At 47.8% G+C, this 16864-nt stretch carries 18 protein-coding genes; 12 read left to right on the forward strand and 6 right to left on the reverse strand.

Going from position 1 to position 16864, the window contains the following annotated elements:
- Positions 1-76: 76 nt before the first annotated feature.
- The 8 genes from ACYCS5_RS21125 to ACYCS5_RS21160 all read left to right on the forward strand — a co-directional run bounded on the left by ACYCS5_RS21125 (position 77) and on the right by ACYCS5_RS21160 (position 8985).
- Entirely contained in the window at positions 77-1345 is a 1269-nt protein-coding gene (locus ACYCS5_RS21125) for a sulfotransferase family protein (protein WP_340884676.1), read from the forward strand.
- Entirely contained in the window at positions 1342-3267 is a 1926-nt protein-coding gene (locus tag ACYCS5_RS21130; protein ID WP_340884678.1) for an asparagine synthase-related protein, read from the forward strand. The genes ACYCS5_RS21125 and ACYCS5_RS21130 overlap by 4 nt, the downstream gene beginning before the upstream one ends.
- A 52-nt stretch (positions 3268-3319) precedes the next feature.
- Entirely contained in the window at positions 3320-3448 is a 129-nt protein-coding gene (locus tag ACYCS5_RS21135) for a paeninodin family lasso peptide (protein WP_134902123.1), read from the forward strand.
- A 199-nt stretch (positions 3449-3647) separates the two neighbouring features.
- Positions 3648-4691 (forward strand): phosphoenolpyruvate carboxykinase (ATP), encoded by a 1044-nt coding sequence (locus ACYCS5_RS21140; protein WP_069011101.1) that lies wholly within the window; start codon positions 3648-3650, stop codon positions 4689-4691.
- Complete coding sequence (locus tag ACYCS5_RS21145) at positions 4678-4980, forward strand: lasso peptide biosynthesis PqqD family chaperone (RefSeq protein ID WP_029516229.1); 303 nt, start codon at positions 4678-4680, stop codon at positions 4978-4980. The genes ACYCS5_RS21140 and ACYCS5_RS21145 overlap by 14 nt, the downstream gene beginning before the upstream one ends.
- Before the next feature lies 1 nt (position 4981).
- Complete coding sequence (locus ACYCS5_RS21150) at positions 4982-5467, forward strand: lasso peptide biosynthesis B2 protein (protein ID WP_029516230.1); 486 nt, start codon at positions 4982-4984, stop codon at positions 5465-5467.
- A 28-nt stretch (positions 5468-5495) separates the two neighbouring features.
- Positions 5496-6989: a nucleotidyltransferase domain-containing protein gene (locus tag ACYCS5_RS21155; RefSeq protein ID WP_165144699.1), complete on the forward strand. Its 1494-nt coding sequence runs from the start codon at positions 5496-5498 to the stop codon at positions 6987-6989.
- Between the two features lie 142 nt (positions 6990-7131).
- Positions 7132-8985: an ABC transporter ATP-binding protein gene (locus tag ACYCS5_RS21160; RefSeq protein ID WP_459760086.1), complete on the forward strand. Its 1854-nt coding sequence runs from the start codon at positions 7132-7134 to the stop codon at positions 8983-8985.
- Between the two features lie 22 nt (positions 8986-9007).
- On the opposite strand, the gene ku is transcribed toward ACYCS5_RS21160, so the two are convergent.
- A complete protein-coding gene (ku, locus tag ACYCS5_RS21165; protein ID WP_340884684.1) occupies positions 9008-9922 on the reverse strand; it encodes a non-homologous end joining protein Ku in 915 nt (304 codons plus the stop codon).
- A gap of 210 nt (positions 9923-10132) precedes the next feature.
- On the opposite strand from ku, the gene ACYCS5_RS21170 reads away from it, so the two are divergent.
- The 3 genes from ACYCS5_RS21170 to ACYCS5_RS21180 are packed head-to-tail and all read left to right on the forward strand — an operon-like array spanning position 10133 to position 11588.
- Positions 10133-10372, forward strand: a complete 240-nt coding sequence (locus ACYCS5_RS21170; protein WP_029516234.1) for a hypothetical protein — start codon at positions 10133-10135, stop codon at positions 10370-10372.
- Positions 10373-10424: 52 nt separating this feature from the next.
- On the forward strand, positions 10425-10604 hold the full coding sequence (locus ACYCS5_RS21175) for an H-type small acid-soluble spore protein (RefSeq protein WP_029516235.1): 180 nt from the start codon (positions 10425-10427) through the stop codon (positions 10602-10604).
- A 3-nt stretch (positions 10605-10607) separates the two neighbouring features.
- Complete coding sequence (locus ACYCS5_RS21180) at positions 10608-11588, forward strand: hypothetical protein (RefSeq protein WP_165144708.1); 981 nt, start codon at positions 10608-10610, stop codon at positions 11586-11588.
- Between the two features lie 198 nt (positions 11589-11786).
- Here ACYCS5_RS21180 and ACYCS5_RS21185 read toward each other — a convergent pair whose 3' ends face one another.
- The 5 genes from ACYCS5_RS21185 to ACYCS5_RS21205 form a co-directional block, all read right to left on the reverse strand.
- Positions 11787-12443, reverse strand: a complete 657-nt coding sequence (locus ACYCS5_RS21185) for a 3-oxoacid CoA-transferase subunit B (RefSeq protein WP_029516236.1) — start codon at positions 12441-12443, stop codon at positions 11787-11789.
- A complete protein-coding gene (locus ACYCS5_RS21190; RefSeq protein WP_029516237.1) occupies positions 12440-13105 on the reverse strand; it encodes a CoA transferase subunit A in 666 nt (221 codons plus the stop codon). Before ACYCS5_RS21190 ends, ACYCS5_RS21185 begins: the two co-directional genes overlap by 4 nt.
- 43 nt (positions 13106-13148) lie before the next feature.
- Positions 13149-13889: an acetoacetate decarboxylase gene (locus tag ACYCS5_RS21195; RefSeq protein WP_039269579.1), complete on the reverse strand. Its 741-nt coding sequence runs from the start codon at positions 13887-13889 to the stop codon at positions 13149-13151.
- 54 nt (positions 13890-13943) lie between these two features.
- A complete protein-coding gene (locus ACYCS5_RS21200; protein WP_209949652.1) occupies positions 13944-15128 on the reverse strand; it encodes an acetyl-CoA C-acetyltransferase in 1185 nt (394 codons plus the stop codon).
- A gap of 590 nt (positions 15129-15718) precedes the next feature.
- Positions 15719-16249 (reverse strand): cysteine hydrolase family protein, encoded by a 531-nt coding sequence (locus tag ACYCS5_RS21205; protein ID WP_340884689.1) that lies wholly within the window; start codon positions 16247-16249, stop codon positions 15719-15721.
- Between the two features lie 134 nt (positions 16250-16383).
- Here ACYCS5_RS21205 and tsaE point away from each other — a divergent pair, with 134 nt between their 5' ends.
- Complete coding sequence (tsaE, locus tag ACYCS5_RS21210; RefSeq protein ID WP_340884691.1) at positions 16384-16863, forward strand: tRNA (adenosine(37)-N6)-threonylcarbamoyltransferase complex ATPase subunit type 1 TsaE; 480 nt, start codon at positions 16384-16386, stop codon at positions 16861-16863.
- Position 16864: the final 1 nt, after the last annotated feature.

Here is a 16864-nt window from a genome sequence, read left to right on the forward strand (position 1 = left end):
TGTATCATAAATTTATAATAAAAATACGGTATGTATCTATTAAAGTGTCTTGAGCAGAGGTAGAGGAGGAGTTTGCTTGATTGAAAAGCAAGGCGGAGGGCTGGTATTCCTGTTAAGTGTCCCTCGGAGTGGAAGCTCGTTGCTTACCGCCATTTTGCAAAACCATTCCCGCCTGTTTGCCACGCAGGAAATGTGGTTTCTGCTCAGTTTATATGATCTTCCGCAGTCACATGCACGTCCATATGGAGGAACAGGGATACTCCGGCAATTTTTTAAAGGTATGGTCCCCTCCGACGTATTGGAGCAGGCCTCCCGTTCGTATGCACTTGAAATATATAATGGTTTGCTTCAAGGTACAACAGCAGATATGCTTATCGACAAATCCCCGCGTTACTATACGGTGCTGGAATTTATAGACCGTTTATTCCCTGCTGCCCGCAGGTTGTGGCTTATCCGAAACCCTTTGGCCATTGTGGCCTCATTCAAAAAGGTCAATCAGCTACGGAACGGACGTTTTCAACTACTGGAGGAACTGGGGAGTCCGCATTTTAATATGAAAATGACGGATATTACGGTTGGTTTGTTCCGTTATACTCATTATTTTGCTACACCTCATCCACTTGCATACCCGCTTAGGTATGAACAACTCGTATCCAATCCAACGATGGAGATCGAGAAACTGTGCAGTTTTTTGGGAATCCATTATGAAGCGGGGATGGAAAAGTACGGAGATTTCGCGGATACGCCCAAATCCAGTCTTTTTTATAGTATGGGAGCGGGCGATCCATTCGTAGGAGAGCATGAACAGGCGCATCAGGATTCGGTACATAGCTGGCAACATGTGTTGAGTAAAAGGGAAATTGAGCTGTATTGCAGAAGCATTGGGTCCCGCATGTTTAAGCAACTTGGTTACGCGGAAGCGCTGGAGCAGGCTGAACAGATGACTGGAGTTCGCTTTGAAGATGAGCCAGATATGGAGCTGCTGAGTCGACGTACACAACAATTCCTCCAGCAAAGCGGCTTTGAATGGAAGGCAGCTTATCGGATGCTGGAAGAACAGGATACAGATAACAGAGAACTCATGACAAATGCAATCCATCATACTCCACCCCAAGATCCGACATGGATGCATGTGGACCAGAGCGTGAACGATCGACGGATCCAATCACTGGAAAACAGGTTGGCACATAGCTATGAGGAGCGGAACCGTCTTATCGCTCAGCTTCAAAGCTATCAACGCCCACATCAAGGTCTCCGATCTCGCAGCCTCTTGGCCCGTAAACTCAGGTACTTGGCGTCTGTAGCATTATCAAGTATAGGAAAAGAAAAAGGGGGAAGAACGTGAGTGCGATTGCCGGAATCTATAGCTTTGGGCATGAGTCTGTATGCACCGAAGAAGGCGGGAAAATGATGCAGGCCCTGCGGAAATATCCCGCTGACCGCGTATGCGCTTGGTGTGAAGGCTCTATTTTTTTGGGTTGTCATGCCCAGTATGTGACCCCGGAATCTGTTCATGAGCGTCTTCCCTTTTATGATGAGCTAAGAGATTTGGCAATCACGGCGGATGCGATTATTGACAATCGTTCCGAGCTGTTTGAACGGCTGGGAGTTGAGCAGGAACGGCGGCAAGATATCACGGACAGCGAGCTGATTTTGCTGGCATATGACAAATGGGGAGTGGAGGCAGCCAGTTATCTGATAGGTGATTTTGCCTTTGTCATTTGGGATGCCAAGGAATATCGATTATATGGTGCTCGAGATATGACAGGCCATCGTACGCTGTACATCTACCAACATGACCGAGGATTCGCGTTTAGCACGGTAGTCGCTCCGCTTTTGGCCCTGTCCTCTCTGCGAAAAGAACTGCATGAACCGTGGCTGGCCGAATTTTTGTCCATCCGCACCATGCAGGAATCCGTCGATATCGGGACGACCGCCTACAAGCATATCAACCAGCTTCCTCCTGCACATTGGTTCACTATGGAGGAGGGGAAGCGAACCCTTCATAAATATGCATGCCTGGATGAGGTAGAGCCACTGCGGCTCAAAACAGGAGGTGAGTACATAGAAGCTTTCCACGAGGTGTTCACACAGGCGGTCACTGCCCGATTACGGACGCATCGCGCTGTAGGGGCTGCCTTGAGCGGAGGGCTGGATTCCGGAGCGGTTGCCAGCTTTGCCGCGCCAGCGCTGCACTTGCAACAAAAGCCGCTACATGCCTACAGCTATGTGCCTGTTCAAGATTTTACAGACTGGACACCGCCTACATTGCTGGCGAACGAACGAAGCTACATTCATTCTACGGCTCGCTATGTGGGCAACATTCACGAGAACTATATGGATTTTGAGGGAAAAAGTCCGTTTTCAGAAATTGATATTTGGCTGGATTTGATGGAGGCTCCCTACAAATATTTTGAAAACTCCTTCTGGATCAGAGGTTTTTATGAAAAAGCGCAGGAACACAATGTCGGTGTACTGTTGACCGGGGCACGAGGCAATTTTTCCGTATCGTGGGGCCCTGCACTGGACTATTATGCCCGTCAGTTTCGTCATTTGCACTGGTTGCAATCCTTTCAGGGATTGAGGCGGTACAGCAAGCTTACGGGCAGGCGTATGTCTCATCTACTCCCCGTGATGTTGAAGAAAGCGACTTCACTTGAACCTCGTTTATGGCTGCGGCGTGGCCATAGCAGTCCCGTTCCTTCACTGATTCACCCAGAGTTTGCCCAACGGATGAATGTAGAAGATATTCCTGTATTGAGCGGAACAGGTTGGATGAAAAATGCCGATCAGACGAGAAAAGAGAAGTTCTCAAATTTGGCGATTGCCAACAAAAATGGTGTGGTCGCGACCAAACTTTCACTACGTTACGGCCTATGGGAACGTGATCCGACCGGGGACAGCCGGGTAATTCGCTTTTGCTTATCGGTGCCTTTTGAGCAGTATGTACAAAACGGTCGGGACCGTGCCCTCATTCGTACGGCCATGCGTGATCATCTACCTGATGATGTTCGGTTGAACCAGCGGGTACGCGGCGTGCAGCCTGCAGATTGGCTACATCGTATGCTTCCTTGTTGGGATACGTTTATGGGGGAGCTTCAACTGATGTGTCATGATTTACGAGCCGCCGAATATCTCAATATTGAGTTTATTAAGACGGCTATGGCAAAACTTCACCACCCCGGCCCTGAGCAGGCGTCTGATCCGAATATAAGACTACTCATGCATAGCCTGATTGTGTACCGTTTTCTCTGTAGATTCAACTGATCGAATCTGTTCGGTCAGACAGTTCGCCATTCGTTGGAGGGGAGGTGATGAAATGAGTAAAAAAGAATGGCAGGAACCGACGATAGAGGTGCTGGATATTAGCCAGACTATGGCGGGTAAAGGCTGGAGACAGATTGATTGGGTGTCCGACCACGATGCCGATATCTATAATCCAAGCTAATAGATGGTTATACATGTTATACATGCAGCCAATGTTGGACTGGAAGCCAGACAACTGGGCCGATAACGATTGAATGAACGAAAATAGCATGATCCATTGGACTCGTATTCAATATACAGCCGTCTTTATTTCTTTCGGGTTAGAGGTGTTGCCCAAGAAATAAAGACGGGATTTTTAAAGACAGAGGAGTGAGTCCTACGTGCATGACAGGAGTGCAAATGTCAGTTGGACGAAATATACGGCCTTTGGACTCAGGATTGCGAGTGAGCTGAATCTGCCTGAGCTGATGCTGGCAGCACCAGGAGTGGTAGAGGATGTAGTCATTCGACAGGCTGATTTGACTGCATGGAGTGGTCAGCTGGAGCAGGCCAATTTTGTGATGCTGGATGAGCGATTTATGTTCCGAATACCGGGCACGGCCATTTATGCCGTCAGGGAAGGCAAGGAGATCGAGGTAAGTATATTCTCTGGGGCTGATCCTGACACCGTGCGGCTGTTTGTGCTGGGTACATGCATGGGTGTTCTGCTGATGCAAAGACGAATATTACCTATTCACGGAAGTGCGGTCGTCATCGGGGGGAGGGCCTACGCATTTGTGGGTGAATCGGGTACGGGGAAATCGACATTGGCTGCTGTTTTTAGGCAGGCAGGTTATCAGATGGTTAGTGATGACGTGATTGCTGTAAAAGCTACGGGTTCCTCTGCCATTGTGTATCCAGCTTATCCGCAGCAAAAGCTGGGGCTTGAAAGCTTGCTCCAACTGGAGGCTTTACGGGAGAACAAGCATGTACGCAAAAGAAAGCACATACAGTCCCTAACTGACGACAATTCTGTAATGCCACAATACACAGATCTGCGTACGCTTGCAGGTGAGCTGAATAAATATGCCGTACCCGCTGTAGATGATTTTTATAACGATCCGCTGCCCTTAGGGGGCGTATTCGAGCTGGTGGCAGATTCTCCAACCCGTGCGTTGATGCGCGAAGGGGAGCTAGTGTCGGTTACGGAACAGCCCTTGAACGTTCTGGAGTGCTTGCATACATTACTACAACATACATATCGCAGGGTGATTATTCCGCGAATGGGTTTGAGTGAATGGTCGTTTGATACAGCGGCTAGGATGGCTCGGAAAGTGGAGGGCTGGCGCTTGCTGAGGGATAGTTCCGTCTTTACTGCGTCCGAGGTTGTACAACGGGTACTTGAACTCATTCGTAAGGAGGAAAAGAGTTATGGCAGCCACTAATCCAGCTAAGGATCATTATCGCGTCATTTACAATGAAGAGGTCTACGTCAGTGATATGGACGGAGAAAAAGTGATGATGAGCATTAACACTGGTAAATATTACAATTTAGGCTACACAGGAGGACGAATCTGGGAACTGGCAGAATCCGGTCCTTCACTTGGCGATATCGTAACTGTCCTGACGAACGAATATGAGGTGGACGAGGAACAGTGCAGACAGCAGGTACATACCTTTGTGGCTGAGTTGGAGCGGGAAGGACTGTTAAAGCTTCTACGGGAGCCGGTATAACATGCGGATACAACGGCTTCTTCTCCTGTCTCCAGAAGTCAGAAGATTGTTGCCGGAAGCCTGGCTGGAGCTGGGATGGGCGAGGCTGCGCCAGCGTCGTTCTTTTTGGGATTACTCAAGGGCTTGGGGCATACGTATGGAAGAAACCCCATGGCAGTGTGACGTTGGGCAAGAGAAGTCCATTCAGCAGATTTCACACGCTGTAGAGCTGGCAAGCAGTTATACTCCTTGGCGTAGTAGTTGTCTTGTACAAGCCGCTGCGGCGATGACGTTGCTGGGGCGCAGGAAACTGGACTGCACGCTGTATCTGGGTACAGCCAAAAATGCCGCTGGACGCTTGGCTGCACATGCATGGGTACGTAGCGGACCGATTTATGTTACGGGGAAACGGGAGATGGAAGCATTTACGGTGGTGGGGATATTCGGAAGACGTGCTGTGATGGATACAAATAAGAATATGGAAGATAAAAGTAGTTCTTTACTTTAATGCGATGAGACACGAAGGAGAAGAATGCATGCCCACCAAGTCTGTTTTGGAACTTGCGAATTGGAATGAGGATCAAGAATTAACGTTGTTACTCTCTCTATTGGGGAAGGACGTTATTCATTGGCAGGATACGACTGCTGCTACCCAGCTGCGTGAGATGGATTGGGTCCGCTTTTTACGTCTGACCGAGCACCATCGAGTGGTACCTACGGTGTATCTCCAGCTAAAAACATTGAATCATCCATTCATTCCCGCAGAATTGTTGCGAAACCTTCAGGCGCAATATCATCGAAACACGCTTCGCATGCTCCATCTTCAAGCAGAAGCCGAGCGTCTGACCAGGCTGCTCATAGCTCATGGAATTCGTGTGCTTATGTTGAAGGGGCCTGCTCTGGCGCAGCAATTATACGGGGATGTTTCTCTGCGTACTTCCAAGGACATAGACTTACTCATTGCCCCTGACGATATGGATGAGGCTGAGCATTGGATGCAGGAAGCTGGATATTCGTCCAAGAGCGGAGAAGTGCGTGTCCTTGGCAGTTGGAAATGGAAGGACCATCATGCATCCTATTTACATCCGCAAAAACGGGTAGAGATAGAGTTGCATTGGCGGCTTCACCCGGATGGGGGTGGGGAACCCTCTTTTAACGAGCTGTGGAACTGCCGGAAAAAGGGCAAAGCTGCAGGAGCCATTCGGCAGGTACCGTTGGGATCTGCCGACAACAGGACTGTGATGACGTCCTGTATGTATACGCTTGGCAGCGAGCATCAATTTCTGTACTTGAGTGCGCATGGTGCGCGTCACGGTTGGTTCAGGCTGCGCTGGCTGGTTGACATCGACAGGCTTGCGATATGTGCTGTCGATTGGGAGGCGCTACTGCCGATGATGCGCCGCTACGGGGGCCTGCCTGCTGGCGGGCAGGCTTGGGCACTCGCCGCTGCGCTGTTGGGTACGCCGATACCGGAGCCGATGCGTCCGGTATCGGCTACCCGGCAGGCGCATAGGCTCGCGCTGAGCGCGCTGGCCTTCATGCAGGCCAGCGTACCCGCACTGTACCCGATCACCCACGGGTCGGGTACAGGTAGGCTTGCTCCATCAGAGCTGCTGCACAGCAGAGCCTTGGCGGAGCAAGCGGAGGCCGCCCCTCCAGGTGGCGGTCCTTCAGTATGCAGTACCTCTGGCGAAGCAGCCATGCTTGCCACCCGTGGCGTTACTAGCATCACGGAAGATGCCAGTAACGACGATCATAGCCCGATGAGCACCGCTACCAGTTGTGCCCCGATGACTCCAGCTGCTGCCTCCAGCCAAGTCATGACCAAAAACAGGGCTGTCTATCAGCCGGTCAGCCGCACTTACTTGCTTTCCTTAAAAGAGCCAAGACACAGACTATGGTATCTCATCAGCCGTTTGTTTCCTTCTACGGGCGATTCGAGCGTTTTTCCATTGCCTCGTCAGCTGCATTTTTTGTATATCCCTTTACGTCCATTTCTCTGGCTGAAGCGGCGATTTTCAAAGCACTGACTCGATAGAGGATTTTGTGAAAATCCAATAAGCGGCTTTTAATGAACAATATATAGATCGAAATGGTCTAGTTCGTCTATATATTGCACTTTGGAGCGATTGGGATCGAATTTTGCAAAGTCCTGAATAAGGAGTGTGCATTATGGTTCACCTGCGATTATATATGACAAAGCTGTATAGCGTGAACGGCGGTGCGTTATTTCTCAATATTGGGTGTATGATCATTGTCAGTCTACTGGAGGGTTTTGGCATTTATATGCTTGTTCCTATGCTGGCGGCCATCGGCGTATTTGTCGGTCATTCAGGGATGCCATTTCTGTCTGATGGATTGGATCATTTTTTGCCGTTCGTTCCTAAAAGCTGGCTATTGCCGGGGATGTTGATGGTTTTTGTAGCGCTGCTTACAGGGCAGGCTTTGCTTCAGCGTTACCAATCCATCCTGAATTCGCGGATTCAGCAGCGTTTTATGCGTTCTCTTCGAATAGACGTGTACACTTCCTTTATGAAGGCGCAGTGGGCCTTTTATTTGCGTCAGCGTAAATCTGATTTTAGCCATGTGATGACGACCGAGCTGGCGCGTGTCAGTCAGGGAACAAATTTGCTTCTTCAACTGACTACAGCCGTCATGTTTACGCTGATCCAGATTGCGCTGGCTTTTTGGTTATCCCCCTCTTTAACCGGACTGGTATTTCTGAGTGGATTGGGGCTGTTTGTTGTGTTTCGCCGCTCCATTCGAAATGCCAAACAATTAGGTGATCGTACGACTGAACTGTCACAGGTTTATTTTGCTGGAATTACGGATCACATGAACGGTATGAAAGATATAAAAAGCAATCTGTTGGAAGCGGCGAATATCCATTGGTTTCGCTCCCTGACGCAACGCATGGAGGATAATACGACTCAATTTGTCCGGCAAAATGCGACCACACAGTTTTTTCATCGTGCAATGGCAGCTGTTTTTGTCGCTTGTGTCATATTTATATCGCTGCAGTGGCTGCATGTTACACCTGAAAAACTGATTGTGCTGATTCTTATATTTTCCCGCTTATGGCCTCGATTTGCTCTTATTCAAGCGAGTCTGGAATACATCATGTCTATGATCTCCGCTTTTGAAAGTGTCACCAAGGTGCAACAAGAGTGCGAAGCTTTCACAGATCCGTCATTGATTGCACTTGCATCCTCTGAGACTCGCGTTCCATCCGCGGTGGTCAATCTATCATCTGCATCTGAACGGCAACCCCTGTCCCTTCGTCATGGGATTGAATGCAGCCATCTGGATTATCGCTACGAGGGTGCAGCAGAGCCTGCACTGCGTCATATTAATTTGTTCATACCCGCCCGGGAAATGACAGCCATTGTAGGGAAATCAGGAGCGGGTAAAAGTACAATGGTCGATGTCCTGATGGGTTTTTTACGTCCAACTGGGGGGCAGATTACAATAGACGGGCTTGTTCTGGGCGACGAATTATTGCCCCAGTGGCGGCAGTCGTTTGGCTACGTGTCACAAGATCCATTTTTATTTCATGCGACTGTCCGCGAAAATTTGATGCTAGCGGATAAGGATGCTAGTGAGCAGCAGCTATGGGAGGCGTTACATTTTGCAGCAGCAGACAACTTTGTATCCAGACTGCCCGAAGGGCTGAACACGATCATTGGGGATCGCGGGATTCGTCTGTCTGGAGGAGAACGTCAACGGCTAGTATTAGCACGGGCTATCTTGCATCATCCTCCGGTACTTATACTAGATGAAGCGACAAGTGCGCTGGATGGTGAACATGAAGCCGCAATTCAGGCAGCACTGGAACGGATGAAAGGTCAAATGACGTTGATCGTCATTGCTCACCGCCTGTCAACCATCAGACATGCGGATCAAATTGTCGTACTGGATCAAGGCGAGGTCATACAGCAGGGGAACTACCGCCAACTGGAACAAGAGGAGTGGGGGGCGTTCAGTCAGCTACTATCGTATCAAAGCAGTGTCACCGCCACCCCTTAACCAGACTTTTTTGTAACTCAGCTTAAGTTTCTTTACGTTTGGCAGTGCTTCTTTTCTTTTTGACTGGAGTCGGAGAGAGGTTGTCGCCTGCCACCGCCTGCTGTGCTGTTGGGGCTGCTGGTTTACGCGCAGGGCGTTTTTTCGCAGAAGGGCCGGGATCGGTAACGACAGGTTGCACTGCCTCGATGCTGGCCTGAAGGGCGGCCATTAAATCTACTACATTGGTCTGAGGCTGTGTTGGGGCGATTCGCACCTCTTCACCAGCAACTTTATGCTGAATGAGATCCAGCAGACGCTCGCGGTACTGATCCGTATACTTGGCTGCATCAAAAGGTGTAGATAGCTGCTCAATCAGCATTTTGGCCATGGTCAGCTCCTTCTCTTTAACCTCTTCCTGCCCCGGTAAGTTAGGAACTTGAGCAATGGGACGAATTTCATCGGGGTAAAACATCGTCTCCACCGCCAAACATTCATCCAACACCCGAATCGCCGCCAAGCTGCTTTTAGAGCGGATGGAGATTTGGGCAATCCCGATTTTCCCGGTATCCTTCATTGCATTCATGAGCAGCTTATACGCATTGGAGCCGGCCTGATCCGGGGACAAATAATACGTTTTCTGAAAGTAAATCGGATCAATTTCCTGCAAATCAACAAAATCCAAAATCACGATATTTTTATCCGCTTGTCCGCTAACTTGCTCCAGTTCCTCCTTGTCGAACATGACAAATTTTCCTTTTTCATACTCGTAACCTTTTCCAATTTCCTCCCACTCAACCTCCTTGTCACAAACGGGACACTTTCGTACATAGCTAAGTGGGCTTCCACACTCCTTGTGAATGTAACGCATGGAAATGTCCTTATCCTCCGTAGCTGAAAACATTTTAACGGGCACATGAACCAGCCCGAAGCTGATCGCGCCTTTCCAGACCGTATGCATACCGCCAGTCCTCCTTTTCTTTAATCCGCATTTTGCATCCTTCGATTCCGGGCACCCCGGGATATGAGCATATGATTTTCACTTAGTATGCTTCGTATAAGTGATTGTATGAGGTGTAGATGAAGACTGCAAATTGCTGCCGATTGCGCATGGTTACAGCAATTTTGGTACATAGTAAGGCATATCCGATTCAAAGGGGGTACACAATTTATGTCCGGAAAATCCTATCCTCGGCAGATCAGTCATCGTGTGGGTCAAAGCCATATCGCCTTTCGGGGTCCCGCCGCAGGCGAACAAGATGCATTGCCGCCCGAGTTTGCCCTTTCACATGGAACTCAGCCGCCTTTTCCCGTTGCTGTGGCTCATGTGGATTTGGAGGCTGTAGTTTCAACCTCGCCTTCCCATAGCTTTCCTTCATTGGATGTTGAACGACTTATAGATGAAGACTAGGTGACCTACATTTCTAAATTAATGCACCAACAATCAGCAGGAGGAGAACAGCATGAACGTGGAACGAGCAAAAGCCATTTATGATTCATCTGAAAATATTGCCGTACAATTGGATGGCAAACCGATTTGGATTGAGCATGTGGATGAAGCAAACGGTATGGCTACCGTACAGGTGGGCAGCAACCCCGGCAATACTCAAACCGTCCGTGTGGATCGTCTGGAAGAGCGGTAGGAGATGGGAACCAAACATCTGGTCATTATCCATGGCCGTGACAAAAAGCCCAGATGCGACGAAATGCTTCGTCTTATTAAAAAAGCACTGATCGCAGGATTGCGTCGAGTGAACGAGGAAGCGGCACAAAAACTGGAGCAAGAGCAGATTTTACTGACATTTAGTTATTATGGTGACATCAACAATCGACTTTTATTAAAGAGTCAGCCTCGGTACAGAAAACTTTTTGAAGAAGACGATGGAGATTTCTACGTTCCAGACCATTATTACGACGAAAGTATGGAACAATTAATTAATCGACCAACGGATCATATGACCCCGGAGGAATACGAGCGTCTGATAGCCAATGAACCCACTATACACTTCTATGATGATGCTGCAAAAATACTCAGCCCTTACCTCTCTTTGTTTGGTATGAGTACCCGTGCGATCAAAAGGATTCTCCCTGATCTGGGAGCCTATTTAACCAGTCGTGTAATAGGCTCCCAAATTCGCGAAAGGCTACAGTGTCCTCTAGCCCAGGCTTTAAGTAGTGGAGGGGATGTCATGCTGCTTTCCCATAGTATGGGATGCATGGTGGCTTACGATGTTTTATGGAAATTTTCACGTATGAGCGAATACAAACATCTATGGGAACACAAACTTAACGAATGGCTAACATTGGGTAATCCGCTAGGCGAGCCAGCCGTAAAGCGCAGCTTGTATGATTCCAATGAGCCTGAGGACGGTATGTATCCCGCAAATATCAGACATTGGACCAATATTAACGCCGAGGATGACTACATTGCGCATGATGCAAGGGTTGAAGATGATTTCCATCTGATGCTGAATCGAAATTTAATAGAAAGTATTGATGATCAGCCGCTTATTCAGACATTCTGGAAAGATAGTCACACTGGGCGTGCCAATCCCCACAACTTCTTTGCTTATCTTAACCATACGAAGGTGGCTGAGCATGTAGCGGATTGGATTTTACGCTCATAAAAGGCGCATTTTATTTGCACAGCTGTAGGCTTTCATCGCAGATGCTGCTTGAAAGGTCCCGCTCCACCAAAAAAAGGCTCGCAATTGCTCAATGAGCAATTAGCGAACCTTTTTTTGTAATAACAAGTGCAGTCGTAGGGACGAGTTAAATGCCAGACAAGTTAATTTGAAGATGCAGTTGGTTCCTTTCTATGACCTTCACACTGCAATGGCCCTCAAATGTGGTGAAACTATCAGTTTAGCCTCTGTTGCTAATTGAACGTCTTCCACCGTCAAACCCGGAGCAATTTCTTTTAGCATCAGCCCTTTACCCGGAATAACATCAATGACAGCCTTTTCGGTTACTATGGTCTTTACAACATTTACAGCAGTCAAGGGCAGCTTGCATTGTTCCAGTATTTTCGGCGCGCCATTTTTGTTCACATGCTCCATGGCTACAATCACTCTCTTGGCTCCAACTACCAAATCCATGGCTCCCCCCATACCCGGCACCTTTTTCCCAGGGATCATCCAGCTTGCAAGGTTGCCTTTCTCGTCGACCTCCAGGGCGCCCAGCACGGTGATATCCACATGCCCTCCGCGGATGATGGAAAATGAAAGTGCACTGTCAAAAAAGCATGCTCCTTCCATGGTTGTAACGTAGTTTCCGCCTGAATCGATACAATCGAGCCTTTCTTTTCCCTGAGCCGCTTTGGGGCCTACACCGAGGATTCCGTTCTCAGCCTGCAGCATAATATGAATGTCCTCGGGGATATAGTCCACTACCATTGTAGGCAATCCGACACCAAGGTTGACAACTTCACCACTTTTGAATTCCTGGGCTATTCTTCGAGCAATGAATTCTCTGTTATTCATGCGTTTTCACCCACCTTTACAATTGCGTCGACAAATATTCCGGGAACGTTGACATGATTGGGATCAATTTCACCCGTCTTTACGTATTCGTCTACCTGAGCAACTACATACTCTGCCGCTGTAGCCATAACCATATTGAAGTTACGTGAAGAGCCGTTGATGACAAGATTCCCCGCTTCATCAGCCTTATGGGCTCTGATTAACGCCACATCCGCTTTGAGCGGGAGTTCGAGCAAATATTCCCTTTCATCAATTTTGATTTTCTTTTTTCCTTCCTCTACAACGGTGCCTACACCTACAGGTGTTAAAACCCCGCCCAAACCGGCTCCTCCTGCGCGTATTTTTTCAGCGAGCGTGCCTTGCGGGAAGAGTTGGACCTCAGCTTCTTTCGTCATCAGGAGCCTTCCCGTTTCCGGATTGGAGCCGATATAGGATGCAAAAATTCGCTTTACTCTGCCGCTTTTTACAAGCTTATAGATAGATAATTCTGGTGTGCCTGTGTCGTTGGAAACAATCGCAAGATTGCTGGCGGGATTGGTGTCGACAAGCGCACGAACCAGCTCCTCCGGAAAGCCTCCTGCCAGAAAACCTCCGACCATCACCGTGTCTCCGTCTTTGACCTTCTTAACTGCTTCTTCAGCGGAGATTACTTTGTTATTCATGGTTCCTTCTCCTTATATATATATATTTTTAGGAAAGCAAACTTTATTGAAGATAATCGTAGAGGACTCTTCCATATGGAAGCGTTAAATCAGCAATAAAATGTTTCCCGCCAATATAAGATTTAACCGGCAAATCTGCCACAGGAGCGTTAACATGGGGGATCAGGCTTAATCTGGCAGGCCCTGACCAGGCTCCTTTTACAGTAATGTTCTCAAGATTATACGCTACTAACTGAGCGATTTTGGGGGTACCGTCAACATCAGGAATTAACTTTAAATTAACTTGTGTTTTTGCGATGGCTTTTGCCGTTTCCTTTTCATCAAGAATGTTATATTTGAAAGGCATAGTTCCCGTGGCCACCAGGACGTTGTTATAATGCAATGTACCCGTCAGCGTCTCCGTCTCCTCAACGATCAAGCGAGGCTTTGCCCATTTTTTCGGAAAACCCCAGACTTCGCGTCCCCCCAGAATAGCAGGCGCGTTATCCAAATACATTTGGGCGACAAAATTACAGGGTTCTCCTTGAAAAGTACACGGAATGACAATACCGCTTTCCTCATAACTTCCTAACCCGGATGAATCGGGCATCTTGATCCATTCATAGGAAACCGTATTGCTTCCATCCGGCTGAAGAGGTTCCGGGACCGCCTGTCTAATCGCAGCGGGATCGGTCTCATAGGTAATGATAAAAAATTCCCGGTTGATGAAGCGGTATGGCGGGCGCCCGTAGCTGCCGCTAGCCGCAGGCATGGATTGGAGTGAAAGTACATCTTTTTGATTCATAACGGTCTCCCTTCCCTTTAACAGATATTCTAAAATTCATCTTGAATACGCACTTTAAATGAGCGCATTTTCAACCAGCATCGCTATGCCCATTCCTGTTCCGATGCATAACGAGGCGATGCCGTAACGTGAAGATCTTCGCACCATTTCATGAACCAACGTAGCCAATATTCTAGCACCACTGGCCCCGACAGGATGCCCGATCGCGATCGCGCCCCCATTGACATTCACTTTGTCCAGACTGACCCCTAGCTCCTTCACTACCGCTAATGCTTGTGAGGCAAACGCTTCATTAATTTCAAAAAGATCAATGGCATCGATGGATATACCTTGCTGCTTCAGAAGTGTCGAAATGGCTTTCACTGGCCCCATTCCCATATATGCAGGGTCAACGCCAACAAGGGAATAACCCTTGATATATGCCAATGGCTTTAATGCATGTTCTTTGCATTTGTCTTCCGATACCACAAGTACGGCCGCCGCGCCATCATTGATTCCCGAAGCATTCCCGGCGGTAACCGTTCCGTTCTCCTTAAACGCAGGTTTTAATTGAGAAAGTTTTTCTTTCGTTGTATTTCCTCTTATGTGTTCATCCTCTGTGAAAGAAATAGTTTCTTTTTTGTTTTTGATCATGACTGGAACAATCTGCTCTTCAAAAAGCTTCTTGTTTTTTGCTTCTACGGCCTTTATCTGGCTTTGATAGGCAAATTCGTCCTGCTCCATTCTTGAAATTCCATATTTATCGGCAACATTTTCTGCGGTAATTCCCATATGGTAATGGTTGATCGGGCATGTAAGGCCGTCGGCCACCAGGGAGTCTACCAACTCACCGTTACCAAGTTTGTAGCCGTTTCTTGCATTTCTTAGCAGGTAAGGGGCATTCGACATGCTCTCCATGCCTCCGGCCAAGACGATGTTGCCTTGTTCAGCCAATATTGAATTGTAAGCTAAAGCAACGGCATGAAGTCCTGAACCGCAAACCGTGTTTATCGTTGTTTCGGGTACATCAATAGGGATACCGGCTTTTAATGCCGCCTGTCTGGCAGGATTTTGTCCATTGCCCGCCTGAAGAACATTTCCCAAATAAATCTGATCAATCAAAGAAGGCTCTAATTTACTTTGCTGAAGGCATGCTGTCATCACGGTTGCTCCCAGTTCGGAAGCGCTTAGAGGCGCAAGGGTTTTGTTAAAAGAGCCGACCGCTGTTCTCAACGGGCTTACTAAAGCTACTTTTTTCATTAAAAACTCACATTCCTTTCGCTGTGTTCAAAACACAATACATCCATGATTGCACTTCAATTCGTAATTTCCGCTCTTAACCTAAGAGACGTAGCGACTGCAAGATATATTTGCATGCGGGCATATTCATGGTGTCTAAGACAGTGAATGTGACGGTTCGATCGCCTTCTCTCGTTGGAAATTAAAACCAGTTTTATCATAGTTCTAATGCATTTTTTGCTCAATGTTCAAATATTTACATATATCTATGTACAGATGTTTATAGGGTCATATAGGCCACAATAATTAGGCCATTCTAACGTTTTCTGTTATTTTCTTGTTTTTTCTGAAAACCATGATCATAAATTGAATTTTATGTTAAAAATGAAAGTTACAATCCATACGTAAAAAAATTTTCCTCACAAATATCGCCTAACTCAGCTGGAAAATAAAAAAGGCCTCCAGAATTTTCTGAAGGCGGCTTTGTTTCTGACCAATCTGGTCTTGAAAAAGCTAGGCAGGTTGCCAATCCAATTGAATACATTTGGAATTCCAATAAAAATGATGACGTCTTTGCGAGATAGTGAAAACTTGTGAATTGGATCAATAACTCACGAAAAATGTACATCTGCTGTCGTGAGTAAACGCACAAAACGATTGCCAAGCATCTCATTATGATGAGCTACAATTTGTTCACTGCTCAGCACCTTGCTATCAAATGTACTATGCGCATCCAATACGAGCACGTTGTTCTGGTATCCCAGACTATAGGCGCTTCGGCAAGTCGTGTCGAGGCAAAACTCGGTCTGCATCCCCGCGATTACGAGCTGATCGGCCCCCAGTTCCTTCAGCACATGGCCCAATTCGGTTTGGTAGAAGCTGTCCCAGGATGATTTACGGACAATTCGTTCATGAGGAAGAGGGCGCACCACATCGGCGATGGCCCAGCCTACACTGTTTTCCCGGAAATCCTCATCCGCTTCATCGGTATGCTGTACAAAAACCACGGGTGTACCTGTAGCTCTGGCTTTGTCCAAAAGCTGCTGTAAATGCGATACAACTTCCTGCTCGCGATACAGCTTCTCATCATACATGAACATCGCCTGCTGAACATCAATCAAGAGTAAAACGGTTTGTCCCATCGTTTCGATCCCTCCCTGTGTGTATCATCTAACTTACAATAGCATGTCTTCATGCCTTGCGGCGACATAAGGTGAACTATATAATAAAGAACAAGTTGGAAGGGTCCGATTCGGACGAAAGGTGATTAAAATATATGACAATTTCGCAGGAACAGTTTACGTTCCGTTCTGTCTCAGAGGCACAGACCGGGGCATTGGCATGTTTTTTGGCAGCCAAAGCGGTTCCCGGAACAGTGATTGTGCTGGATGGAGATCTGGGGGCGGGCAAAACTGCTTTTTCCAAGGCTTTTGCCAGCCATTTAGGTGTGCCGGGTATCGTAAATAGTCCAACCTTTACCCTCATTAAGGAGTACGAGGGCCGATTGCCTTTGTATCATATGGATGTGTACCGGATTTCCCAGGATGAGGCGGAGGATCTCGGGCTGGACGAATATTTTTACGGGACAGGAGTATGTCTGGTGGAATGGGGTAGTATTATACCGGATATATTGCCGGAGCAGCGGCTTCACATGTATATAGAAACAACGGATGTGGGGGAGCGCTTGATTCACCTGACCGGGTACGGCGAGCCTTATGAACAATGGTGCCGCAGTTTGCGGGAGAATGGAGTTTGAA

The sequence above is a fragment of the Paenibacillus sp. SEL3 genome, from assembly GCF_054602585.1.